Origin of the sequence: Nostoc sp. TCL26-01 (assembly GCF_013393945.1) — a bacterium.
Taxonomy (GTDB): Bacteria; Cyanobacteriota; Cyanobacteriia; order Cyanobacteriales; family Nostocaceae; genus Trichormus.
Genome location: NZ_CP040300.1, coordinates 85,983 through 111,206, shown reverse-complemented (window position 1 = coordinate 111,206; position 25,224 = coordinate 85,983). Strand labels below are relative to the sequence as shown.

Sequence of the window (25,224 nt, the reverse complement as noted above, 5' to 3'; positions counted from 1 at the left end):
TGGGGACTCTCACCCTAGTATCTGGTTACATCGCTATGAGGCAGCATTGACACTTTTTTTAGGTACTGTTTGATTGGTGGTGTGAATGCCCTCAATCATTGCTCTTTGTCAATGATGGATGAACTAGAGACAATGCCAGGATTGGAGCCTAACAAAGTTTTCCGTTTAATCTCAGCGTGACAAAAAACCATGTAAATCTGAAAAATTGACCCAATCAGGTTTACATTTTTATGTGCGTACAAATAAAAACAAATGTGATTTTGCGCTCAACAATAGAGATTATACTGAGTTATGCACGAAGATTATGCTAATTTTTGATAAAGAATACGTAAATTATTTGGTAAATATACTTAAATTTTCTGGAAGAAAGTAATTATATTGAGTTATTCGCTATACAATACCAGCGATATTTTTTGTATTGAAGCTATAGTGTTTCTGTCACTGCCATAGCATTTCCCGATCATATGAGGTACAGTCTAGTCTCTAATTTCTAGCCTCTAGCCTCAACGAAATGTACCTCACTAAAGCGAGAAATGACTGCTAATGCTAAAGAGAATGATGTTGAATCTTTAGAGGAAGTGGGAGAGGTAGTTATCACAGTCAACAAAACTCAAGCAGTAGTTTGCAGGTTGTGTTGCCAAATATGGAGTCAAATCAATACTAACACCTATGGATAAACCAATTCCTGAGAAATTATCTACCCAAATCGATGCAGGTGTTAAACTCGCTATTGCTCAAGCTATTGAAAGACACCGCCGTTTAGGAGAATCTATTAGTATTTGGGAAAATGGTCAAGTTGTTACATTAACCGCAGAACAAATTCCTCTCCTTGATTCACCTCTACTATCAGTTAGGATAATAGGGGGATAATCTTTCATTGATTATGTTTTTGATGACGATTTTGAATATATTCGGCAACAATTTTTTTACGATTTTCTCGTAATGATAAGTCAGCAGGAGCATCTTGTAGGAGATGTTGAGGATGACCACCTCTACGTTGAACTAGGGTTTGGCGAGGTTTTAAAGTTTGCCAATGTTGATAAATTAGTTTTTTCAGCAGTTCTTCAGATGTAGTATTTTCTTGAGCAATTATTTCTGTTAGGTAGCTTTCTGTTTCTTGATCTAGGTTGATAGATAACATTTTTACCTTACATCATGTTTTTTTATATTTTATATTAACTTCAAAGCGATCGCCTACGGCGGAGCATCGTCGCACTTTCCGAACTAGTGTACGGTGGGTGTCACCCACCGATAATATTCAATGTCAAGGTGCGTTACAGTGAGTGAGAAAGTTTAGTTTTTTGTCAGAGATTATCGCCACCTAGCACACGCTACAAGATCAGGCGATGACCGACCTTCTGTCGTAGACCATCGCACTTGGTTTGTGGTTGAGTGTTGTATAATCTTATAGTTGAAGGATAAAATGAGCAAAGTGTAGATTGTATGGCTCGTGATTTATTTCACAACATTGTTAGGTCTGCACTAGAGAAAGAAGGTTGGATAGTTACACATGATCCACTAAATATTCAGTGTGGTGGAGTTGATATTCAGATTGATTTAGGGGCGGAAAGGCTTTTAGCTGCCGAGAAAAATGGAGAGACAATAGCAGTTGAGGTCAAAAATTTTGTCAGTGCTTCTAAAATTTCGGAATTTCACATGGCATTAGGACAGTTTATTAATTATCGGACTGCTTTGCGTGCTGAAGATAGCAGTAGAATCTTGTACTTAGCTGTACCACTGGTTATTTATAATAACTTTTTTAATTTACCTTTTATTCAAACTGTAGTAGGTGAAAACCAATTAAAGCTGATTATTTATAACGTTGATACAGAGGAAATAGAGTCATGGATAAATTAAATAACTATCGGACAATAATTAAAGAATTATTAACAAAATCCCTTCAATATAAGCCTAGTTACGGAGATGTTGAAGTCGAGCCAATTTTTGATACAGAACATGACCATTATCAAATTATTAGCATTGGATGGAACAATCAAAAGCGGATTTATAATCCGATAATGCACCTTGATATCAAAAATAACAAAATTTGGATTCAGCAAAATACAACTGAAGTTGATATTGCTTTAGAACTTATGGAAATGGGAGTGCCTAAACAAGATATTGTCATTGGTTTTCATACCTCAAAAATGCGTCAATTATCGGGATTTGCTGTAGAATAAAACGACCATACATCTGCTCAAAATAATAGTTATAAATTTTCCCGCCCACCTACTTAACTAGTCTAGGAGAGCCATAAATTTAGGCGTTCCGTAAGCGTCAGCCGAATGGAGATTTGATAAGGACGTATTGTTTCTTGTACTACATATCTCTAAACAAATATTTTTAGAGCCTATTTATAAAGTAAATATTAAGGTAGGGTGTGTTACGGCTGTGCAAGGATTTGGGAGTTTGAGAAAGTAAAAATGAGCCGTAACGCACCGAGAAACATGGTGCGTTGAGTGTTGCTATAACGCACCCGACAATTTAAGGTTTACTTTATAAATTACCTCTTACTTCGTTCCATAGTTCACCTGATCAAACCTCGACGCGGTTGTGGTGATGGCTGCTGAGAAATAGACAATTTAGCTTGACGTTGCTGTTGTTTCAGTTCTATCTCATCCTTAACACTTGTTAGTCGTGACTGTAATTGAGGAGAGTTTAGTATTTCAGCCATAGTTTTCATTTCAATAGTTTGCTGCTGCTTCTCCCAAGAGTGATGATTTTCTACCTGGGTTTCGTATTCCTGAAGTTTGGACTGAAGCTGCTGCTGATACGTGACCAATTCTTTGATAGTTCCAATAGTTTGCAATTGCTGCTTTAGTGTCAAGTTATACTTATTACTCAACTTATAAAGCGGAAAATGCTCCATTGCTCTGATAGTTTTCTCTTGGATAGCGTGTTCTAACCACAAACTATCAATTTGTGGCTGGAGCTTACTAATTTCGCTTTCAATAGCTTGTCTATCAATAGGTGTTGGTATTTGAGCCACTGGTTGGGCAAAATATTCCTTGACCGCTTGTTCTAAGTACAGTAGTTCTCGGTCAGTCAGTGCATCGATCGCCTTCTTAAATGCCAATTGATTTTGCTGACCTGAAAAACGTTGTTGCAACCGTTGTTTACGCTCAATATCACTCAACTTTTTAGGTGGTGCTGGTGGTGAATGCCGTTGTTTATTATTGTTATCCCGCCATGCTTTGAGAGTTGAGGCTGCGTAAAACACCTTCTCGTATGCCAGTGGCCCCTGAGTCACAATCAAATCATCAACCCCTTTATCCGGCCCCGGCAATGTCACAATACTGACCGATGCTCCCCGTTCTTCCAACAGTCCCCCAGTACGTGAAATAGCAATCTCTATATTTCGCTGAGTTTCTTCTCGTGTCTCATAGTCAAAGCAGAAAGTTATTTCCCGTTCTGGAGTGGCGAAAACAACTAACTCATCCATGAGCCTAGCTTTTACCTGTTCACCAAACTCATCCTTACTACGATAACCAGCGTAAATTCCCGGCAGTCCGATCGCTGCATGACCCTGGCTCAACAAACTCGCTGCTTTCTTCGCTCCCTCAGTAATCGTGACTGGTAAGTTGTGCTTCCAAACACAATACCAAAATCCACTCTTCTTATCGCTTTCAGTTGGGTTAACACCAGCTTTCTCATAGATACGAAGAGCAATATCATCCGGCACATCTAGCAGGAAGATACTCAAATCGGTTTTGGGTGGATGCTCATATTTAATGACCTTGCCGGGTTTATCAGCCTTCTCTCTGGGATTATTAGGTTTGTAGCATCCCCATAACTTTTTATCAGGTTGATTCCCTGGCTGTAAGTCAGCAAAGGACTTGGGATCAACACCAGCATCACACCACCAGCCCCCATTTTCAATATGAGTATACTTACTTATAATTCCCGACGATAACCTACCTGTGTTAGTGCGTGGCAACTGGTCACTATACATGAGATATTCCCAAGCTTCATGCTCCCATTCTCTAGTCTGATGCAAACTTTTGAAGTTACAGGCGGCAATTTCAGGGTGAATGGCACTACCTTCTACTAATTCTTGCCAGTGTTCAGTGTCCAGTCGTTCAGGGGCTTCATCAACATTACCAGGAGTCCAAAATGCTACCGTGGGCTGTGCTGTTTTGGAGACTGTTTTTTTAATAACAGGCTTGGGAGTAGGAAGCGGAGGCGGAGGAGCAGAGGGGCAAGGGGGCAGAGGGGAAATACTGGGCAGGAGAGTAGAGGGGCAGAGGGGCAGAGGGGAAGACTCAGTGTAGGATTGCTCCTCCGCTCCCCTGCTCCTCTGCCCCTCCGCCTCCATAATGGGTGTTTTAGCTACAATCGCAGCAGTTATAACCATTTCTTTCTCTAATTCTGATTGGCGCTGCTTTTCTAACTCCTTCTGCCGAAGTAGGAAAAGTGCATTTTCCTTGGCTCTACTTGATTGCGCTAGGGCTAGTAGATGGTTTTTATCTTCTGTATACAGTTTCAATTCATACCTAGCACGGCTAACCGCAACATAAAAGCTTTCTTGCCCAATGGTGTTATCAGCAGCTATCAATACTCGGTCAGCAGTTTTACCTTGACTACTATATGTAGTGCTGACGATCGCATAATCTAAATGTTGTGCTTGTTGCAGGTTAATAAATTCAGTTTGACCGCTATCGAAATACTCGATTTGAGCGTTAGACCCAGCGATTGCTCTAACTACAAACTCCTGACCGTTACGCCGTCCTAATTGTCGGTCGTTCTTTGTCCAGCGTAGGCGATCGCCCTCCGCAATTTCAATCTGTTGGCGTTGATAAACCGCCTTACTAAATCCTGTATCTACCTGAAAGTGCTTCCCATCACTAGCTTTGAGCGTTAGTTGGTCATTGTCCTTACCCACCACTTCATAAAGCTGTCCTTTCTCCAGTCCCCGACGTTTGTAATTGCGGGTAGGCATAACCATATCACCCAATTCAAAGTTATGGGTGTAGCGCATTTGTACTGAGGTTAAGTCCTTGGCTTGCAGTTGGGTGATGCTGGTTGCAGTTCCTAAACTGCCTTCAGTTTTCAAATGCTCCCGAATTGCTTGGGTAATTTCCAACCGTTCTTTATTGGTTCCAGCTAATACCAGGGTTCGCGTTCGTTGTTCTGGTGTGGCTGTTACATACTCGTGGGCAATCGCTGCAATTTTGGATTCTGCTGTGACAGTCTGAATACAACCGTTTTCATCAAGTCGTGAAAATCCTTCCTCAATCCGACCAGAAGCAATTAAGTCTACTGCCAATTTCAATTTCGGCGCACGTTGTCTTAAAGATTCGTTGAGATGGCTGGTTTTAATTCCTGCCTGTTGCAGAGATTTGAACGGGTTGCCAGCCTCTACTGCTGATAACTGTTTTGTGTCTCCCACTAACAGCACTCTGGCTTGCTCAAGGGTTGCTCGTTCTAAAAGGGCAAGGGCATCTTTAGCACTCAGTAACCCTGCTTCGTCCACAATCCAAATTTGATGAGATTCAATCTCTTGGGGTGGTTCAGAAACTAGCAATCTAGCAACAGTTTCAGCTTGAATATCCAACTCTTGACCCAAAACCCTAGCAGCCATCGAACTGGGGGCAAAGCCTTTGATGGTGTAGCCAGATGCTGCGGCGATTTCCTTCAATTCCTTAAGTGCGAAAGTTTTACCAGCACCGGCTACCCCCTGCCATGCCATAAATTGGTCTGTTGTGGTTGCCGCCACTAGGACTGCGCGACGTTGATCTGTGTTTAAAGCAGTCTTCTCCAGATGACTTTCAACTACCTCTGGGTGGGCGAGTGGGCTAACTTGACCCTGCCCAGACTGCATCAATTTAATAGTTGCTAGTTCTCGGTTGACTGCTGCTAGGGTTGTAAAGTCGCGGTTTTTCTGAGACAGACTGAGTAATTCAGAGTTAGTTTTAACTAGCGGATCAATCTGGCTAACATCTGTGGCTAAACCTTGGTTGAGGATAAATTTTTCTAAATCTTCCTGGGTGAAAGCGACATTTCTTTCCGAGCAATGAGCGATCGCCTCCTCTAAATTTTCATAGCTGACTAAGCGGGGTTGTAGCTCCGGCTGCGCTTCAAGAGGTTGTACAAACTTGATCCCCAATGTAGCCGCTTCTTCTCTCCACTTGACTTTTAACTCCACAGGGTTAATTTTCTGCTTCAAGTTACGGGTTGCAGTCCAAGCCGCTTCACGTTCTGCCCAAGTTGAGTTTTCGCCTGCTGCACTTAATATTTGCTGCCGTCGTTTAGAAAACTCCTTTAAATCCTCTTGCTGAAAACCCTTAATTTCAAACTGCCCATGATTCCTAGCTTCCACCTCATACCCTAATTTTTGCACCTCAAGAGCTAGGTAGTTCTGGTACACCATGCCCAGAAATTTCTTATTTTTGAAAATTTCATCGTTGAGGAGACTGTACCATGAGGCAAGAGCAGGGGGAGATGGCGAGGCAGGGGGATCTGGGGAAGAAAGAAAGTTTTTCCGGTCTTCTTCATCTTCTTCTGCTTTCTTCTCCCCCCCCTGCTTCCCCTGCACCCCCCGCTTCCCCTGCTCTAGATAGGTCATATTCATGACCAGAGCATGAGTATGCAGATGCGGGTCTAGTTCCCTGGTTTCAATGTGGTCAAACTCCGCAACTACTAAATTTCCTGTTCTGGTAGTTTCCCTTAGAGTATTTGTTGTTACCCTAGTGTAGCTATAGCGTTCTTCTATCAATTCTAAAGTTTTTTGCACCGCTAACTGATGGGCAGTGATCAGCCTTTCATCACCGCCCACTAACGCCTGTAAACTGACACTTTTCGGTGCAGAGAAAGTAAAGTCAGTAGCCGCCCGTCGTTGTGATGAGTCTAATTTTCTAGCACAGAGGTTTTGGCTGCCGTCAGGCGATCGCCCATTGACGACGTTAGAAAATGTTTCTTGATGATCTACTGCTCCAGATAGTCCCAATTTTTTCGCACCCTTACCAGACCAGCGTGAAGTACCTTCTTGGTAATACCCTTCCATGAAGTAATGTACTGCTTGCTGTGGTTCTGAGTTCTTGCCTGTTAACACTGCCCACTCCTCTCATAGAATGTCAGGTTTAGTGGTTGAAACAGTTCAGGTATTTGATCAGGATTGCTAATTATAAATTCAAGTCCTATATCCACATAATTGTTGAGTTCGCTTGTTACGTTTTTAAAGTGCTTAACATCAATACACCACACTTTGAAAGAGGTATAACAATTAGGTTTTAGCTCATAAAAGAATTTTTCACTCTTGGGCAGTTCTTGAAATATTCCCACTGCCTCTGCATGGTATTTACAAAAATTAAAACCCACCCAATTGACTTTTTTGAAATAAATTACCCGAATCACTACACCAGAAGAATATTGTTTTCTGGGTGATAGTTGACTACTCCAGTAATGGCTATTCTCCCAAAAGCATATCGACATCATTTGATGCGCTTGGGTCTTTAAAAGCGTTGAACTTACTTTCTGTAGTGCTTGATAATTCAAAACTTAATATTAGTTAATAAAATTTTTCTGCACAATCAAATTTTAAATCCAACTCGATTTTTCTGCACAAACTTTTTGGCGTACTGTGCGAGAATTTTTAGGGGAGTCCAGAGGGGTTTCCCCTTTGGGAGATATTGGGAGATATTGGGAAATGTCGGTATATATCTAACAATTATTGGTGCTGTTTGGTGACTTTTAAGATTAATGACAATCCTGTCAATAATCTCTAATCATCATTTTAATTCTTGGGATTAATTGGGAAGTATTGGGAGAAATATCTTCCTTTTGGTGAATATATTTTTTCTTTGTAGGGTAATATTGGTATTTATTAGAACTCAAATAACTTCTTGAGAGTTCCCATTCATAAATAGAGTGTTTTTTTGGCAGAATAGACCATGATCTTACCCAAACCATTGAAAAATCGTGGCTAATTTTTATTAGCAGAATTTCGCAATTAATAGTCTCAAAAAAAGAGGTAGCTGGCAGTGAATTTATTGCTCAGTCTTGACCCTGGTTCTTCGATGACCAAGATGATTTACCGTGTCCTTGATTCCACACCATACAAGCCCCCAGAATTATTTTGTATGGAACCAGAGTTAATCGCCATTGCTAAAGAATCAATTGACCTATACAAGTCAGGTAGGCTCAATAGCCCCAATCCAGAAAATGAGGCTTGGGTAGAATTTGACTCTGAATATTATGCAGTAGGATTTCTAGCACAAAAGCATTTTGAGGCTCAGGTCAAGTTGTCGGAACTCAAGTATGAAAATGCCATTCCCAAAGTATTAGCAGCAGTAGGAGCGATCGCCACAAAATGGGGATTGGGAACAAGCTTTACTTTATCACTGGCGCTGTTGTTGCCTTATGGGGAATGGGAAGATAGAGAGCGATTGGAAAGGGGTTTAACGGCGGCGTTGTCTAACTTCTCCTTCCGTAGTCAGCAGTTTTCTGTAAACTTGGAATGCTTTGAATGTATGCCCGAAGGTGGGGGACTGGTACTAACCCGCAGCAAAAAACTGGGGGCGAATTTCAATCAGTTGAGTATAGCTGTGTTGATGTTCGGCTTTCGGGACATCTCCGCCGTCAGGTTTGAGCGCGGATTATCTTCTGGTTCATCAGCTAGCTTGGGGTTGGCTTGGATGTTAGAAAAAATCAAAAACCGCACTTCCGGGCAGAATCTACAAGATTTATTGTGGGCGATTCATCAATCAGGAGCTACCCCCAAAGCCAAATACTTTAAATCTTTAGCCAGGAGCAAGAAAGCTGAGTTTAGAGCCGAGGAAGTCACACAAATTATTGAAGTGGCAACTATGGCACGTAAGGAATACTGGGCGAAGGTATCAGATTGGCTCAAAAGTCATGTTCCTGCCAACGTGGATCAGGTGATTATCGGTGGCGGCACATCTGAATATCTAAGTAACGAGCTAAAAGCCTTTTTTGCTCACACCAAAATTTCCTGGGCAGCTGAATTAGAAGAGGATGTGCGCCTAGCGTTTAACTTACCTCCGCACAAAGATGCGCTGATTCTCCGTGTGACCGATGTTTACGGATTATTTCGATACTTGCAAAATCAGGTGACTTATTTGCCTGTGAATGCTCTAACAGATGCGTAATTATGGAAAATAACACCATACTAGAAGATTTGGAATTTCGTCTACGCACCAGAACCTTCCCAGATACTTCAGAAGCTATCTTACTGAACTATCTCAACTCTAAAGCTACTCTCTATCCTTCCAAGGATATGGCAATGATTGCACTGATGAGTTATTGGCTACCGTTAGCCTATCGTGCTGCTGGTTATGGAGCTAAGGAGAATCTAGAACAAAGCATTAAAGATTGCATATATCGCTTGAAGCTTCACCAGCAGTATTTGCAAGAAATGCTGACAGGAGGTTTAGGGAGTATGGCAAATGATTTAATTGAGTCTCCACCGACAAATAGCCACCTGGGTCAATTGTCAACAACTCAGCCTGAGCAGTCCTTGGTGACTAACAATGTACAAGACAACCCCGCAGACGTGACTACTCTTCAACCAAATGATCTGCCTGTGGACACTCCAAGGGAAGAACAAGAGTGGTTTAATCCGCTGGAACCTCGATAGCACAACATGACCAGAAGTCAGAAGTCAGAATACATCCGTCAGAATACCCCATGCCTAAAGTCAGGGGTTTCAAGTAAGGAAAAATTTTCTTATCTCCACGATTAAAATCGGGGGCTTTAAACCACGATTCATCCACCGGTCGCACAGAATCCCAACTGAATTCTGGCTCCTGAATTCTTATTCGGTAATTTCACTTCAATTTGAGCGAGGAATTCCTTTATGTATCGTCAAGAAGAACTGTCTTCAAGCATTACACCAGAAGAAATCATGAGAACTTTGTCTCTCTGTGGTATACCCCAGAAAGAACAATATACAGAGGATGAAGCTGACTGTTTCCGTGAATGTCGTCAGCTCATTGAACAGGGTAAAACTGACTCTGAGGTGATGGAGTTGTTAAAGCAACGTGATACTGTAGCAACTAAAGCTATGCCAAAACCTAAGAGATCAAAAAATTCTCCTAGCTCAGATGAATCCCAGTCAGATGAGCCATCTGTCGATAGTGAACCAAAAGATATTTCTCAATTACTGTCATTAGCCAAGGAGCGAGTAGGCGCTAAAATTACGCTTGGTGAATCTCTCTTAATTTTGCAAGCTTGTGGACTAAAAGACCAGGATGAATATAACCAAGCCGAGTGCGATCGCTTTTTTGAGGCTTGTGATTTAATCAAAAATCAACACAAATCTTTTGAGGAGGTTGCACAATATTTCGGGCTGAATAACTCGACACCAGATGTAGATACAGATAAACTTTTGGAACAGCTAGGAGATACTACGGCTTTATTGGGTGAGGAGGAGCGAGAGTTAATTAGGGAAATGGTGCGACAGAAGGCCAAGGGTGATATGGCTGGGTTGCCCAAGTTATATTTGCAATCTTTATTAGAGGAGATGAAATCATCTGCTTTTCAACAGGAATGGCAGCAACTACGAGAGGCGTTTAGAGCTAAGGTCATGGGAAAAAAGCCGATTTCCCCAGTATTCCAGCCGCAGCCGCCTTTAATGAGCTTGCCGCCGACATCGGAGAATGGGTCAACATCAGAATAGCTGAGGAAAAGCGTACTATTGAGGTCAAAGCACATAAAATTATTGAGGAAAAAGCCAAGCTTCGGGCAACCCAAATAGCTTTGACCAAACTTAATGAATCACAGCAATGGATTGAGACTGAACAGAAGCAAGCGACACTACGTAGTCAGCGATCTCAGCAATTCCGAATAAATTTAATTCATTTTGCTCGTTGGATTGGTTCTGGTTGGTCTGGCTGGTTAATTTATCTGGGGTCGTTTGCAATTTACTTATCCTTGGGTTTCGCTTTAGGTGTCAACTTTCCTTCAGCGATCGCCTGTCCCAATACCAAAAGTTACTGCTACCTTTTGCGGTTGCATAAAGAGACTGTGGTTATTCCTAGTGATTACATCAAACAAACATCTCCAAAAAAATCCAATCGTCAACGTTAATTAGTCTTGCTGTTTTCAAGATTGACAAATGATTTTTCTCAAAATTGATTTGTCAATTGGTCAACTAAAGTCGCAATTCGGAGGTCGGAATTCGGAAATACTTTTACTTCCGACTTCCGAATTGTTTTAGTCATTTTTTAAAAGTGAGATGGTAGTTATTAACTACCATCTTGATTTTATTAGTGACGGCTAAAAACGTAGACTTTGTTATAACTTTCTTCTACTGAATAGTAGTCATCAATAAACCAATCACGGGCTATTGCCTTAAAATCGAGGTAGAAGCTAGGAATACCCATGTCTTCTAAGTTTTTCATCAATCCCTGTTGTTCGATTTGGTCATAAACAAAATCTTCTTCACTTTCATACTCACCCCAGTAATGTTTTTGAAAATCTTCTACACTAGCCTCACTACTGTCATACTCATAATAAGCGGCATAGGCTGCACCATGCTCTGATAATATTTGAGCAAGTTCAGCTAGTTTTTCTATGCTTTCGCATTCAGCAAGGTGAATACCATGCCAGTTTTGAAAATCATGGATCGCCCATTCCTCACAGGCTTCATATTGGCAGCAAGGCGACCAAGATAGCATCCATTCAATATCGTCTTGAATTTCCGAAGCATCTTGTGTACAGTCAATCCAAATTCCGTGTAATTTTCCATTGTTGTATGCAGATAGACAAGCTACATAAATTTGCGGTGCATCATCGTCTTGGCACTCGCGTTCATGCTTGGGAAATGGAAGCAAACAGCTTGCACCTTCAACTATTGGTAAGTCAACACCAGCTAAACTAATTGCTAAATCTACTGCCCTTTGTTCTTTAATAGGAACGATTAAAAGATTGCCTTCAAGATGACAGTTGTAAATCTGTTCAGCAACTAATTGAGCATCTAGTTCTGAGTGAAATATTAGGGTGTTAGAAAACAAATTCATGTGTTACAATCCTTCTAGTATTAGACTCAGAAAAAGCACCTTTAGATTGGTCGTCGGGGGTGCTTTTTCTGTTTTTGATGTAAGAGTTTTGGACTTGGCACTACGCTCTTGGGCTTGATGCTTCGGTCTCGGTTCCGTTGCCGGGAGTCTTTTTGGCACTCCATTTCCTATTTCTCACTCTTTTATTATCCCATATATATATGGGAATTTTCACAATATTTAGTTATTTTTGGATTAAAATAACTAATATATAGCCATATATATACGGGATTTGCTAAGATAAGCTTATAGAAAAAGGCTCATTACTATGGAAAGAAATGATATTGCTACTCGCTTTCAATCAAAAGGAGTAGGAGTAAAATCTGGTGCGAAACCTATATCTGTACTGTTGCCAGACGAATTAGATACTTATGTGCGTAACAAGCCTAATCGTTCCGAATGGCTACGTCAGGTTATAGCTGAGGCCGTAGCTAAAGAGCAAGCTTTAACTTCACAGAAAGATCGATTGTGAATTTTGCTCAGGCGATTCTGCACTCATATATTTGTTATTGTTCTGTGAGGCGCGACGGTGCAGGGGGCTTGTGAAGTGGAGGCGGTCACAAGTATTATTAATACTAGATTTTTATAACCAAAGTAAAAAAATGAGATTGAAGTTTCTTACTTTCAGGTTTTTGAAAATATTTTGAGCATCTCCTACAAGGAGATAATTGCTACTACAAATTAAGCAAGAAATAGCATCATGCCCCTTGATAAAGGGAAAAGCACTAAAAAACAGCAAGCTGAGAATATCAGTTCCCGGTATCTATCAACTACCATTTTCTCATACAACTAGCTCTACTTAACTTAACGCCTATGTGGGTGACTCAGGAACACACATACTCAGGAGTTTTGTACCTATCATCATAAGTGATAACTCCCAACCCTCAAAGATGGCAAAGCATAGCTATTTCTAGCTCTTAACCGAGCATACTTAACTTTAGAAATGAAACTTTTATAAATTGAATAATAAAAAAGAGATATTAGTCAAAATATCACTGAAGAATAACTAGTAATTGTTAATCTTATAAATCAACCAAAAATCATATTTACTCAGCAATAAGAGCAAGTATTCAAATAAATTACCAAAAGTTTTGTATCAGTAAGAATACTGTATTAATACATAAAGTTATTTTTTATTTTTCCGAAATATTACTCATTTAAATTAGATGGCTTTGCGTCTAATTTGAAATAGACTTTCGTATTTTAGGGAATATTTTTTAAAATTAAGCTACTAAGTGGTGTTGCAACTGCCGCTTCAATAGCATCATCAAACTTGGTGCTATTTTCAAAGTTATTGGTATAGCTACATTACTTCAATTTGGACATTAGAGAGAAAATTAAATGGAACTTAATATTGTTTCTAAATTAAACAATACCCATAGTCTTTTACAAGAATTAGGTAATTCAGTTTCACGTTTAGTTAACTCATCTCCTGAAATTTTTGATGATCCTGGTATTAAATCTTGCTTAGAAGGATTTTTAACTGTTTATCAAGAAGCAGTCCAACGATTAGACAATCCTAGTTTTCGTATTGCAACTATTGGGACAACTTCTTCTGGAAAATCAACCATTGTTAATGCGCTGATTGGTCGTAAAATTGCACCAATTGAAGCAGGTGAGATGAGTGGTGGAGTCCTTACCCTAAAACATTCTCAGGAAGGAAAATTATTCATTGTAGACACAGAGAATGCAGCGTGGGAAACTGGTGAATGGACGGGGTTAAGTGATGACGATTTATATCAACGTATTCGCAGAGTAATGCACTCATATCACGATGCACGTAAAAAGCAAGAGTATGTTGCACCACAACTAACAGCTTATGTTCCTCTTTTACCTGCTTGTGATTCTTCCTTACTAGGCTTACCTGAAGGGATAGGAGTAGAATTGATTGATTTACCTGGGCTTAAATCAGTTCAAGATAGAGCTAATTTGGCAACTATTCAACAACAAGTTAATAAAGCTTTTAGTCTAGTTGCTTTAGATTATATGCAAGTGGATGATGACCATAGAAAACGTCTATTAGAAGAATTAAAGAAAGTTGTCGAATATTTACAGGGACGCACAGATTCAATGATTTTTATCTTGAATCGAGTTGATCAACGAGGAGCAGATGATTTACCTCTAGAAGTGCGAATTAATAAATTAAGAGAAGAAATTAAAGACGTTTTATCACTTCCAGAACTTCCTGATGTTTTGCCTTTTAATGCTCGTCTTTTATATTATGCCCAATGTGCTTGGGGAGCAGGAGCTTTTAACCAAGCATCAAAAGTTGATCAACAGACACGGTTAAAATTCATCCAAGCAATGTTTCAAGATTGTGCTGGGATAATTAAATTAAATACTAAAAAAAATCGAGATTTAAAACATTGGTTTCGTGATATAGAAGATGATATAGACAATAATAAGCCTATTGATGATGAAATCATGCGGCAAATTCTCCACTATTGTTTAGAATGGAGCGGTGGTAGAGAACTTTGGGAACGCTTCCGTATACGAGTTCAAGAATCATTTGCAGAACTGGTAATACTCCCAGCTTTAGTGGATGTATTTGATAACTATTCGGCTTTATCACAATTTCTGGATGTCCTAATTCAAACACGAAAAATTTATAATCAAGAACAAGTTGAGGAAGAAAGGGGTAAATTAAATAAAATTAGACACATTTTACATAAAAATATCAATGAGATAGGCAGAGAATTTAAAGCTGAAATTGAGGATTTAATAGGAGGTTTAAAAACTGATAATCCGCAGATTAGGCTTAAAATTAAAAAAAATGCTGAAAAAAAAGGCCGTAATGGGTTTTCTCTAATTTTTGATGCTGTCAGTGAGGTAGAAGGAGATTTAACGGATGTTTTAATTGTTCCAGTTCGTGATGCTCTTAAAAATAATCAAGGAACTTTTGAATTAAGAGATAGGCTACGGGAAGTTATATCACCTTCCTTAGCTGATGACATCGCTAAAACCTATGATAATGTTAGTCGAAGAATAAGCCAATTTTCTTGTGAGTCAGAATATTTAGTTAAGCGTGTACGTGCTGATGATGAGAAAGGACAGAAAGAACTTGAGCATAATGAACGCCATGTTCGTCTTTTATATCACACTATTAGAGCAGCTATAACAGCCAGAGCAGAGTTCTTTCTCCAAGGAAAATCGAAACAATTTGAACAAGCTTTAGAATCATTAATTGATGAACAAATTGAGAGATTAAAGATTTGTTTCGCTGAAGACAGCCTTGATTCTTCAATTGATTTTGAAAATGCAGCAATAAGTGATTTCCGTAAAAAATTAGCTCAAAATCTACCAACTTTACCTGAGAAATTTTTTGAAATTTCAGATACTATTAAGCAAGATCGTTCTAAAAAGACAGAAATAGTTGGACAGAAAACCGAAAACGTAATACGTACAAAAACAGAAGATGAAAGCTATACAGAATATTATCAAAGTGGTTCGTGTTTTCAAAGTACAAAAAGTAGAACCAAAACAAAACCTGTAACCCGTAGTTATACAGAGTCCGTAACTCGTGATATTACCGCAGATGTAGAATATATTGAACTTTTCCTTCCATCCCCAGATTTAATGGCAAAACAATGGTTAAGTGGAATTGAGAAAGGAAAAGGAAGTTTATGGGATATTTTACTAGACTGGATTCTCAAACGCTTAGATTATGTTAGCTGTATCTTTGAAGATTCTGTTAATGACCTCACTAATCTAGCTGAACGTGCTTTGGAAAAGCAATTAGGCATTATCGAGGATAATTTTGAACATGAAAAACAGTTTTGGCATAATTTTGAAGTACTAAAAGATAATGCAACAGGAATTTATCAAAAGTTAGAAAAAGATTTACGTCAATCTTGATTTTACTTTTATCAAATTTTAGGGAGCATCTTGCTTCCAACTAAAATATTTCATTTCTTAATGATTAATCTTTGATTATGTTTGTTAAAAAATTAAACGAAGTAACTGAACAAATATGCAGTGAATTTCCAGGTCGTAACTCTGTTTATTTTTTTCTATATCATGCTAGTAAAATTTGGTGTAATCAACTTGATTTACCTAAAAATATCGCTGATTATATTCTGAGAGGATATAGCCAGCTAAATCAAATACAAGAATTAACAATTTATATTTATGAAGAATGGAAACCAAAACAGCAACAAAGACTAACATTTTTAGGCTTAGAGAAATATGATGAAGAAAGTCAATTATATAAATTAGTCAACAGAATTTTTGCGCTAATAAATATAAAGAGTCAAAATATGAAAATGATTGCACTTATTGCTTTCGTTATTACAGCAGTTGGTTATTTGCTTTATAAGCTCAATCAACAACCAGAACAGCGAACTCGTGCAGCAGAAACTAGACATATTGATAATTATCCATCTCCCTCAATTCAAAGAATTCCTAAACAATTTTTAGTTTTAGTAATTTCTGCATCACAATCAGATTTTATTAAATTATTAGATGCTAAACAAGTCATTGATATTAAGGATGCAGAAAAACTTTATAAATTTACAAAATATTTATGGCTAGGTTCTGAAAATAACTTTAATCAACAACAAGCCAATCTCAAAAATTATTCAGTGACAGCAGGAGAATCAGAATACGACATTAACTTAGTCTGCCTTGAACTAAAACAAAGTGAAGAAGGATTTAAGCCGAATATTAATCAACTTGATAGATATGATGCTTTTCGTAAATTACCTGATTTAGTCGTTAATTTTACTATATCTCCAAGGCTTCAAATGGAAGCATACGAAAATTTTGAAGTTTATAATCGCTAGAAGTGAGAATAAGAATGTTAATAGATACCACTCTTTTAGTTAATAATCCAGATATTATCAAAGGTTTATTAGATGGCTCGATGAAACGCTATGGTAGTGTTATTCGTTGGGCTGCTGGTACAGAAAATGCAGGCCAAATCGTCCGCCATTTAGTAGAAGCGCCAGGAGTAACTAATACAGTAATTAGCGGAGCTAAGGTCATTGGTGAAGGTGTTAATTATTATAAATTATTAGGCATTGAAAAAACTTTATCCTCAGTAATGGGTTTAAGTCAAGTAGCTGCTGGAGCAAGTGTTTTAAATCTTGGTGTCAGTATTCTTGGCTTCGCCTATATGGGCTATAAATTACACCAAATTCAAAAGCAATTAGGTCATATTCAACAGTCTATGGAGGAAGGTTTTGACCGAATGGAAGCAAGCTTATATCGTATTGAAGGTAGTATACAAAAAGGTTTTAGCCAAGTTGGAGTCAGTTTAGATCGTGTTGAGCATCGTTTAAATATTATCTCTGGGCAACTTGGGTATCTTTTTTTATTAGTAGAAGATAACCGACAAAAACAACAAAGTCTTGCTAAAGCTATCTCTCATCTTCATCAAGCAATGTTAATTAAAGAAATTGCTGCTTTAAATGCTGAACTTGATGATCGCAAACGCTTTCCCGATGAATCATCTAGAGAATCCCTAAAAGTCGCTTCTAGAGTACGTTTATTTTTAGCTAACCAAGCTCTACAAGCTACTCCAGAATTAGATGCTGAATTAATGCTCAATACTGATATATCTATTCAAGGTTGGGCTGTAGCCACAGCAACAGAAGCGCAACTTCTCTTAGAAATTGGTCAACATCAAGAAGCTAGAGAATTACTAGCTATAGAAGTACCAAAATTTAAACAAGTAGCAGAAAGATGGGGCAATGAATTAATTAGTGATGAAAACCCTTATTTATCTACAACTTATCGCTTTAATCATTCTCGTTTTCAAGAGTATATTACTCCAGAAAGGGTAGAAAGAATTGTAGAAATTTCTCCCAGCGATCGCACACTATCTTCTGAGCATATTCGCACTAAAAAAATTCATGTTGATGTAGAGTTTGAAATGTCCCATAGCTCCCAGTGGGATCAAACATGGTTACATCGTCAAATTGCAATAGCTGAATATTTAGATACTCTAAGCGAACTTTCAGCAAGATTAGACGGTTTACAATCTTTTGCTGCTTTATGTGAAAGTAAAAATGTTAGCAGTAGCCGACATCTTTTACCAGATTATAATGCTGCAACCGGATTATATGTCTTACAACCTAATGAATAAGCACTTGCATATATATCATTTTAGCTACATCTGAGTTTTTGAGGGTTTGAAGAGATCAAGCTCAAATGGAGATTGGAATCAATGATTTTTAAAATTTATGAGCTATTTGCTGATGATAATTGATGCAAGTAAGAAATAAAAGTAAGAAAAAGTTTGATTACCAAGCTAAAAAGCTTTAATGATAAGGGTTTTGAAAGCCAACACGTCATATAGCAGGATTGCTTGGTCGGGGCTACATCTAGAAAAATCAGATTATAGAACCATTATTCACGTAAGTATAGAGATAACATTAATTATTACTATAAAAACTATAGATAGCAGTTGGTTTTAGCCAAAATCCGGTGTTTTTACATAGGTAATACGGAATTCTTATAGTTATCATGTAGCCAATAATGCGACCACATTAGTGGCAAAGTATTCGTCTAATTAGTTCTGGGTGAAAGTAAGCAGGTTAACTTAATCCGCGCTTGCTTAATTTCAGTATGGGAGATGCCTGTGGGGGGCTGCGCCTACGCAGTTTTGACGTGCAGTTTTTAAGACTAGTGAAGAAAACAAATGTAATGAAAACCTTATTTGAAATTTGTAGCCCTCGCCCTGACATATTAAAAGGGGATATTCGAGAATCTGATTTCGCAGCAGATTTAGCTCAGGTCATCACTGGTACAGCACCACCAGAGTATGCTTTACCAAACAAATTCTTTGCCAATACTCACCCTACTCAAGGGTTAAAAGCATTATTAAAAACTGTTTGTCAAAGGCTGCAAGGCGTGGGCGGTTCCGCCGTGTTGCGTTTGGATACTCAATATGGTGGTGGTAAAACTCACAGCTTGATTGCTTTGACTCATGCTGCACAAGGGATGCAAGGTGTAGAAAATATTCAGGAATTTATTGACCCTGAACTCGTCCCCAAAACTACAGTTAGACTGGCTGTTTTTGACGGAGAAAATGCAGACCCGGTGAATGGTAGACCTCTCGGTGATGGTTTAAGAGCTTACACGCCTTGGGGAGAACTGGCTTATGGATTAGCTGGGGTAGCTGGATATGAGAAAGTACGTAAAAGTGATATAGAAAAAGTTGCACCAGGGGCGGCTACGATTCAGGAGTTATTTGGTGATCAACCAGTATTAATTCTATTAGATGAATTATCTATATATTTACGCAAAATTAAAGGCAGAAAAGAACAAGACCAACTCACACCTTTTCTGACTGCTTTATTTAAAGCTGTGAGTTCTTACGCAAAAGCTTGTGTAGTTTTTACTTTAGCAGTTGGTAAAGAAGGGAAAGCCACAGATGCTTATTCCCAAGAAAATGAGTTCGTAGCAGAAAAACTTGATGAAGCTACTAAAGTAGCAGGTCGAGTAGCCACACTTTTAAACCCAACGACCGAACAAGAAACTGTACAGGTTTTGCGCCGCCGATTATTTTCTTATATTGATGAAGATGCAGCCGAGGAAGTAATTCGTAATTACGAGCAATTATGGATGACTCATCGCAGTGATTTACCAACTGAACGGGTGAATGCAGACAGAGTAACTGATTTTCGCAATGGTTTTCCTTTTCATTCGGGGTTGATGGATTTATTTACAGATAAACTCTCAACGCTGAGTACCTTTCAGCGTGTCAGAGGAATGTTGAGGTTACTGACACGAACCATTGCTCATCTTTGGCAAGAACAACCTGCAAATACCTACGCTATTCATTTACATCATGTTAATCCCGGCTACATTCCCATTCGAGATGAGATTACCACTCGTTTAGAATTAGGGCGTTTTGACCCTGTGATGCAAAATGACGTAGCAGCAACCGAAAAAGAAACTTCCCTAGCACAACAGTTAGATGCTAAATGGTATGCGGGTTTAGCTCCCTATGCTTCTTTTGTCGCTCGTAATATTCTTTGGAATACCTTTGCGTTTAATGACAGTTTACAAGGTATAGACGAGGTAAATCTGCGTTACGCTATCCTCGCCTCTGGTTTGGATATCAGTTTTATTAATGATGCGCGTCAGAGGTTTATTGCTGAATCTGCCTATTTAGATGACCGTCCGGTTGCACCGTTACGGTTTTTAACAGAAGTCAATCTTGGTGTTCTCATTCGCCGCCAGACAAAACAGGTGGATACGAACGAAGCCAGAAATCTGTTGCAAGACCGGATTCGTACTATTTTTTCGGCTGGGAAAACCTTTAATTTGATTCCCTTTGCAGGTGGAGCCTACGATGTAGCTGATGATGTAGCGGACGGTAAACCCAACTTGGTACTGATTAGCTACGATGCTGAGACAGTTCGTAATGAAGCGGTGACAGTACCGCAGTTAGTGGAAAATATTTACCGCACTCAAGGTTCTCAAGGAAAGTTTCGTCAATTACTGAATAATTTGGTCTTTCTGGTTGCTGACGATGCCACTCGTGATGAAATGAAGAATAAGATGCTTTATCGCTTGGCATTAGATGCGATGCGATCGCCTGACCGTTTAGCACAATTACCAGAACACCAGCAAGAGAAAGTTAACGAACTTTACAATAAGTCTGAACAAGAATTAGCAATTATTATTCAACAGTGTTATCGTCATCTGTTTTACCCGTCTCGTAACCGTCTAGAGGGAGCAAGTGTTGATTTAGCTCATACAGCCTTTGATTTACCTTCTGTTTCCGAACGTCCGGGGAATGGACAACAAGAAATTGTCAAAGCGTTGCTGGATAACCAAAAATTACTCCCACCTAATAGTGATCCTCCTGCACCAAATTATATAAGAGATCAGACACCTTTGAAAAAAGGACAAATCAGCACGGCTGAACTCAGAGCAGAGTTTCGCAAAGACCCCCGGTTTCCCATCATGCTTAGTGATGACCCCTTTATTAAAATGGTGCGGTTGGGGATTGAACAGGGAATTTACGTTTATCAAAGTGGAGATTTACTGTTAGGACAGGGCGACCCTTACGCCGAAATTAAAATTGATGAACAGTCAATTGTTTTTACATCAACTTATGCCAAAGAGCGAGGTATTTGGCCTCGTCCTGTTGTTAAGAAACCAAGTGAAATAATAGAAACTGACACAGGTAATATTGCTGATGGAGATAATCAACCTACCACATCTAAAGTAGGGGAAAAAAGCGGTAGTTATAGCGTTGATACTACCGAAGATTCTAAAGAAATACCTGTAATATCACCTTCTCATCCCAATATTTTCAAAGCAGAAGCACCCTTACGGGAAGCTTTAACCAAAATTTGGGAAGATGCACGCAACGCCCAAATTAAGAAAATTAGCCGACTCAGTTTAAGGGTTTTTGATGGTAGCGACGGATTTAAGCTGCTTGGTGTCATTAATACTGTGTCGGGTGCAGATAAACAAGTAAAACTAAATGCAGAATATGAAACTACTAATAGCAGTAGTTTTAGTATCGAGTTTACAGGACAGGTGAGTGATGCTCAACCGATTAAAGATTTCTTGCAACCTCAATTACGTGCTGCACCTGAAACTCACATAGAAATAACATTTACCTTAACCTACACCAACGGGTTAGACCTCAATACAAATGAACCGGAAACAATAACAGAAAAGCTTGCCAGATTTGCTACTGGTGCAGCTTTTGTAGAAGCTTATGCAGAGGCGTGTTAAAAAATGGTTGTTGCTACTCTTCCCTTAAGTCAATTTTCACATCACCATAATTCTTTCACTAAGAATTTGAGTAAACCTCACTATCAATTAAAAGTAGAAAAGCTGCCAGGAAGCGATTTATCTTTAGAAATTTGGCAGTTACCTTGTCCTGCTACACCACATCTCAAAAATCCTAAACGTGTTGCTGGAATTAAAGGTAGAAATTTCGGTTTGATTGAACATCGTTTACTACGTCAACTCAAACAGATAGATATTGATTTAACCAAATTGCAACGAGGAAAAATCAAAGATTTTGATCTTGATGAAGAACAGGCTTTGAGAATGGGTTTAATGTTTCGCGTGTTAGCACCAATGCGAAATCGGGAAAATATGCGCTGTTGTGCTGAGGGAATTGAAGTTATGGGTAAGGAAGAAGCTGCTTATTGGTTGGGAATGGCGATGCACCGTAAAAATCCCAGACGAGTTTTGATGGCGTTGCGTTGTTTGTTGACAGATCCAAATAAAGATTAAAGGAATAAACAATGACCCGACGTTTGATTGAAGAGTGGCTACCTGTAGCGGAAATTGGTGAGGAAAGTGCTAGAGAAAGACGTTCAATGACTGCTTTACCACCTACTTATTATCTCCATGTTTGGTGGGCAAGGCGACCTTTGGTAGCGTCACGCGCTGCGGTTTTAGCTTCTTTATTACCTGCGGATGTTGATCATGAAAAGTTTCTTCATGTTTTAGGTATTCATGGTGATCCTATTGCAACTCGTAGAAAAATTGATTTAGCGAGAAGGAAAGGAGAACGTTTTGAAGGTGAAGCCTATACTTATAAACGTGCTTTTTCTTATATTCCTTCAGAAGCAGATAGAGAATGGTTAAATTATGAAAGTCGCAGAATAGGTTTAAACAGCCCTACAGTTTTAGATCCAACTGCTGGCGGAGGTAGTATTCCTTTTGAAGCAATAAGATTAGGTTTAAATACGTTTGCTAATGATATTAATCCTGTTGCTTCGCTTATTCTCAAAGCAACTATTGAATTTCCTATAACAAATGGCTTACAGGTTTTAGAAGAATTTAATAGGATTTCTCATAAATTTATCAAGTTACGAGAAGAAAGGTTAAAAGAATTTTATCCTCAAGAACCTAAAGCAAATGCGATTTCAACTAATTATCTTTACGCCCGTACTATATGCTGTCCCTATTGCGAAGGAATTATTCCGCTTTCTCCTAATTGGAAACTTGCACCAGATGGTACAGGAGTACGTTTAAAGCCTGACGTAAATAAGCGTATTTGTGAATTTGAAATCGTCCATAAAAGCAAAGACCAATCAGCCGGAACAGTTAGCCGAGGTGATGCTCAATGTCCTTATCCTGATTGTCATCGAGTTGTGTCAGGTGATGAAATAAAAGCTCAAGCACAAGCAGGAGACATGGGCGACCAATTATTTGCTGTTGTGTATAAAGAAAGAATCGTTTCTACAACCAAAACAGGTAAAACACGAGAGAAATGGGAAAGAGGATACCGTGCGCCTCTATCTAGCGATGATAACTCAGCAGAAATTAAGACAAAGTTAGAGAAAAATTTAATTGAATGGGAAACTTTAGATATTATTCCTATTGAACCTATACCTCATGATATTAATGATGATAGACCAATTCAATATGGAATGCCATTTTGGAGAGATTTATTTCATCCACGTCAACTACTTGGTCATGGTACAAGTGTAGAAGTATTTCGAGAAATATTAGAGAAAGAAGAAGCCCAAGGGACATTAGATGAAGCTACAAAATCAGCATTTATTTATTTAAGCTTTGCTTTAGATAAATTGCTGAATTATAATTCTCGTTCAGGACGTTGGGATACAACAACAGGTAGAGTACGTTCTATTTTTGATAGACATGATTTTGCTTTCGTCTGGTCTTACGCTGAAATGTCACCTCTCATAACGGGTTTAGGTTATGATTGGGCGATAGAACAAACGGGTAAATGTATTGCCGAACTTATTGAATCAAGTCGTCCAGACATTGATACCAAAAAAGCTAACAGCAAAAGTAAGCAACTTCAATTATTAAATACGTCATACTTTACTATACCTAATATTACAATCACAAATGATTCAGGAGATAATCTATCTCATTTAGAAGATAAAAGCATAGATGCTATTGTATTTGACCCTCCTTATTATGACAATGTGATGTATGCAGAACTTAGTGATTTCTTTTATGTTTGGCTAAAGCGTACCGCAGGTTATGTTTATCCCGAATTTTTCACCCGCCAACTAACAGATAAAGAAAATGAAGCCGTAGCCAACCCTGCAAAATTTCAAGGCGAAAAAGGTGCAAAAGCATTAGCAACCAAAGACTATCAAGAACGCATGGCGAGTATTTTTAATGAATGTCGCCGTGTATTAAAAGAAGACGGTATTCTCGCCCTCATGTTTACCCATAAAGCCCAAGGCGCGTGGGATGCTTTAGCCAGTGGTTTATTAGAAGCGGGATTTACTATTACCGCTTCTTGGCCTATCAACACTGAAGCCGAAGGAAGTTTGCACATCAAAGACAAAGCCGCCGCTAAAAGTACAATATTCCTTGTTTGTCGTCCCCGTCCTCCCAAATCTGAAGAAAATATCGTTTATTGGGAAGATGTAGAAAAAGATGTTGCTAAAGCTGTCAGAAAACGAGTCCAAGAATTTCAAAAATATGGCATCAAAGGCGTTGATTTATATCTTTCCTGCTTTGGCCCAGCCTTACAAGAATTATCCCAACACTGGCCTATAACTCGCGGTACTCCTAAAGCTCAACCAAAAACGAAACATAAAAGTAAACAAACCAGTTTATTTGATGAATTTGACCCCTATGCAGTCACCCCAGAAGATGCGCTAGACGCAGCTAGAAGGGAAGTGAAACAATGGCGTATGGAACAGCTTTTAGGCACAAAACGCCAAACAAATTTAGACCCTATTACTGAATGGTTTGTATTAGCTTGGGATGCTTTTGAAGCTCCTCGTTTTCCCTACGATGAAGCCCTACGATTAGCCAGAGTTGTAGGCGTAGATTTAGACAAAGAAATTGTAGGTTATTTAGCACAAAAACAATCCAGCGATTTAATTTTATGGGATAGTAGCCAACGCGCCGCTAAAGCTAGTCTAGGTTCACCAGATGGTAGTCGCAGTATGATTGATGCACTACACCACGCTGCTAACCGTGCGCGTAGCAATGGCTTAGAAGCAGCTAAGAAATTACTAGAAAGCAACCAAGTTGATAAAAGTCCAGATTTCCAAACCGCTTTATTAGCCGTATTAGAAGTATTACCTGTTTCTAGTACCTATACAGGTTTTGCTGAAGAAGAAGGAGAAGTTGCAGAAGCTGCTAAAGATTTCGATGTCTTAGAAAGCTTGCGCCGTTTAGCATTTAGCGAAAAAGTTCCCCAGCCAAAACAATTAGAACTGTGGTTGAATATTCAAACTGCTTAAATACTAAAGAGTCAGGAGTTAAAATCATTGTGTAGTGTTGTTTAAAT

General features: G+C 38.9%; 19 protein-coding genes. 15 read left to right on the top strand and 4 right to left on the bottom strand.

Annotation, left to right across the window (positions count from 1 at the left end; genetic code table 11):
• Positions 1-533: 533 nt before the first annotated feature.
• Together FD725_RS31280 and FD725_RS31275 are read left to right on the top strand one after the other, a co-directional pair.
• Positions 534-677, top strand: a complete 144-nt coding sequence (locus FD725_RS31280; RefSeq protein WP_179052070.1) for a hypothetical protein — start codon at positions 534-536, stop codon at positions 675-677.
• A complete protein-coding gene (locus FD725_RS31275) occupies positions 670-870 on the top strand; it encodes a hypothetical protein (RefSeq protein ID WP_179052069.1) in 201 nt (66 codons plus the stop codon). The genes FD725_RS31280 and FD725_RS31275 overlap by 8 nt, the downstream gene beginning before the upstream one ends.
• A 4-nt stretch (positions 871-874) precedes the next feature.
• Here FD725_RS31275 and FD725_RS31270 read toward each other — a convergent pair whose 3' ends face one another.
• Entirely contained in the window at positions 875-1,141 is a 267-nt protein-coding gene (locus tag FD725_RS31270) for a hypothetical protein (protein ID WP_179052068.1), read from the bottom strand.
• Positions 1,142-1,443: 302 nt separating this feature from the next.
• On the opposite strand from FD725_RS31270, the gene FD725_RS31265 reads away from it, so the two are divergent.
• Together FD725_RS31265 and FD725_RS31260 are read left to right on the top strand one after the other, a co-directional pair.
• Positions 1,444-1,857: an element excision factor XisH family protein gene (locus FD725_RS31265; protein WP_179052067.1), complete on the top strand. Its 414-nt coding sequence runs from the start codon at positions 1,444-1,446 to the stop codon at positions 1,855-1,857.
• Entirely contained in the window at positions 1,845-2,180 is a 336-nt protein-coding gene (locus FD725_RS31260; RefSeq protein ID WP_179052066.1) for a XisI protein, read from the top strand. The genes FD725_RS31265 and FD725_RS31260 overlap by 13 nt, the downstream gene beginning before the upstream one ends.
• 347 nt (positions 2,181-2,527) lie before the next feature.
• Here FD725_RS31260 and mobF read toward each other — a convergent pair whose 3' ends face one another.
• Complete coding sequence (mobF, locus tag FD725_RS31255) at positions 2,528-7,051, bottom strand: MobF family relaxase (protein WP_179052065.1); 4,524 nt, start codon at positions 7,049-7,051, stop codon at positions 2,528-2,530.
• Positions 7,045-7,494, bottom strand: a complete 450-nt coding sequence (locus tag FD725_RS31250; RefSeq protein WP_256872040.1) for a hypothetical protein — start codon at positions 7,492-7,494, stop codon at positions 7,045-7,047. Before FD725_RS31250 ends, mobF begins: the two co-directional genes overlap by 7 nt.
• A gap of 485 nt (positions 7,495-7,979) precedes the next feature.
• Between FD725_RS31250 and FD725_RS31245 the strand changes: the two genes are divergently transcribed.
• From FD725_RS31245 to FD725_RS31230, 4 genes are all read left to right on the top strand, one after another.
• Positions 7,980-9,107: a ParM/StbA family protein gene (locus FD725_RS31245; protein ID WP_256872039.1), complete on the top strand. Its 1,128-nt coding sequence runs from the start codon at positions 7,980-7,982 to the stop codon at positions 9,105-9,107.
• 2 nt (positions 9,108-9,109) lie between these two features.
• Entirely contained in the window at positions 9,110-9,595 is a 486-nt protein-coding gene (locus FD725_RS31240; RefSeq protein WP_179052064.1) for a hypothetical protein, read from the top strand.
• 219 nt (positions 9,596-9,814) lie between these two features.
• The gene (locus FD725_RS31235) at positions 9,815-10,636 is read left to right on the top strand and encodes a hypothetical protein (protein ID WP_179052063.1); all 822 of its coding nucleotides are present in this window, start codon (positions 9,815-9,817) and stop codon (positions 10,634-10,636) included.
• Between the two features lie 80 nt (positions 10,637-10,716).
• Complete coding sequence (locus FD725_RS31230; RefSeq protein ID WP_179052062.1) at positions 10,717-11,046, top strand: hypothetical protein; 330 nt, start codon at positions 10,717-10,719, stop codon at positions 11,044-11,046.
• A gap of 179 nt (positions 11,047-11,225) precedes the next feature.
• Here FD725_RS31230 and FD725_RS31225 read toward each other — a convergent pair whose 3' ends face one another.
• A complete protein-coding gene (locus FD725_RS31225) occupies positions 11,226-11,978 on the bottom strand; it encodes an antirestriction protein ArdA (RefSeq protein ID WP_179052061.1) in 753 nt (250 codons plus the stop codon).
• 307 nt (positions 11,979-12,285) lie between these two features.
• On the opposite strand from FD725_RS31225, the gene FD725_RS31220 reads away from it, so the two are divergent.
• The 7 genes from FD725_RS31220 (at position 12,286) to FD725_RS31190 (ending at position 25,177) form a co-directional block, all read left to right on the top strand.
• Complete coding sequence (locus FD725_RS31220; RefSeq protein WP_179052060.1) at positions 12,286-12,489, top strand: hypothetical protein; 204 nt, start codon at positions 12,286-12,288, stop codon at positions 12,487-12,489.
• A gap of 869 nt (positions 12,490-13,358) precedes the next feature.
• Entirely contained in the window at positions 13,359-15,872 is a 2,514-nt protein-coding gene (locus tag FD725_RS31215) for a dynamin family protein (protein ID WP_179052059.1), read from the top strand.
• A 77-nt stretch (positions 15,873-15,949) separates the two neighbouring features.
• Positions 15,950-16,798 carry a hypothetical protein gene (locus FD725_RS31210; protein WP_179052058.1) on the top strand — a complete coding sequence of 283 codons (849 nt, stop codon included), beginning with the start codon at positions 15,950-15,952 and terminating at the stop codon, positions 16,796-16,798.
• A 14-nt stretch (positions 16,799-16,812) separates the two neighbouring features.
• Complete coding sequence (locus FD725_RS31205) at positions 16,813-18,102, top strand: hypothetical protein (RefSeq protein ID WP_179052057.1); 1,290 nt, start codon at positions 16,813-16,815, stop codon at positions 18,100-18,102.
• Between the two features lie 560 nt (positions 18,103-18,662).
• The gene (locus tag FD725_RS31200; RefSeq protein ID WP_179052056.1) at positions 18,663-21,716 is read left to right on the top strand and encodes an ATP-binding protein; all 3,054 of its coding nucleotides are present in this window, start codon (positions 18,663-18,665) and stop codon (positions 21,714-21,716) included.
• 3 nt (positions 21,717-21,719) lie between these two features.
• On the top strand, positions 21,720-22,226 hold the full coding sequence (locus FD725_RS31195; protein ID WP_256872038.1) for a hypothetical protein: 507 nt from the start codon (positions 21,720-21,722) through the stop codon (positions 22,224-22,226).
• A gap of 11 nt (positions 22,227-22,237) precedes the next feature.
• On the top strand, positions 22,238-25,177 hold the full coding sequence (locus FD725_RS31190; protein WP_179052055.1) for a DUF1156 domain-containing protein: 2,940 nt from the start codon (positions 22,238-22,240) through the stop codon (positions 25,175-25,177).
• Positions 25,178-25,224: the final 47 nt, after the last annotated feature.

Coding starts and splice junctions, on each gene's coding strand:
- FD725_RS31280 (WP_179052070.1), top strand. CDS start 534: ATGACTGCTAATGCTAAAGAGAATGATGTTGAATCTTTAGAGGAAGTG.
- FD725_RS31275 (WP_179052069.1), top strand. CDS start 670: ATGGATAAACCAATTCCTGAGAAATTATCTACCCAAATCGATGCAGGT.
- FD725_RS31270 (WP_179052068.1), bottom strand. CDS start 1,141: ATGTTATCTATCAACCTAGATCAAGAAACAGAAAGCTACCTAACAGAA.
- FD725_RS31265 (WP_179052067.1), top strand. CDS start 1,444: ATGGCTCGTGATTTATTTCACAACATTGTTAGGTCTGCACTAGAGAAA.
- FD725_RS31260 (WP_179052066.1), top strand. CDS start 1,845: ATGGATAAATTAAATAACTATCGGACAATAATTAAAGAATTATTAACA.
- FD725_RS31240 (WP_179052064.1), top strand. CDS start 9,110: ATGGAAAATAACACCATACTAGAAGATTTGGAATTTCGTCTACGCACC.
- FD725_RS31235 (WP_179052063.1), top strand. CDS start 9,815: ATGTATCGTCAAGAAGAACTGTCTTCAAGCATTACACCAGAAGAAATC.
- FD725_RS31225 (WP_179052061.1), bottom strand. CDS start 11,978: ATGAATTTGTTTTCTAACACCCTAATATTTCACTCAGAACTAGATGCT.
- FD725_RS31220 (WP_179052060.1), top strand. CDS start 12,286: ATGGAAAGAAATGATATTGCTACTCGCTTTCAATCAAAAGGAGTAGGA.
- FD725_RS31215 (WP_179052059.1), top strand. CDS start 13,359: ATGGAACTTAATATTGTTTCTAAATTAAACAATACCCATAGTCTTTTA.
- FD725_RS31210 (WP_179052058.1), top strand. CDS start 15,950: ATGTTTGTTAAAAAATTAAACGAAGTAACTGAACAAATATGCAGTGAA.
- FD725_RS31205 (WP_179052057.1), top strand. CDS start 16,813: ATGTTAATAGATACCACTCTTTTAGTTAATAATCCAGATATTATCAAA.
- FD725_RS31200 (WP_179052056.1), top strand. CDS start 18,663: ATGAAAACCTTATTTGAAATTTGTAGCCCTCGCCCTGACATATTAAAA.
- FD725_RS31195 (WP_256872038.1), top strand. CDS start 21,720: ATGGTTGTTGCTACTCTTCCCTTAAGTCAATTTTCACATCACCATAAT.
- FD725_RS31190 (WP_179052055.1), top strand. CDS start 22,238: ATGACCCGACGTTTGATTGAAGAGTGGCTACCTGTAGCGGAAATTGGT.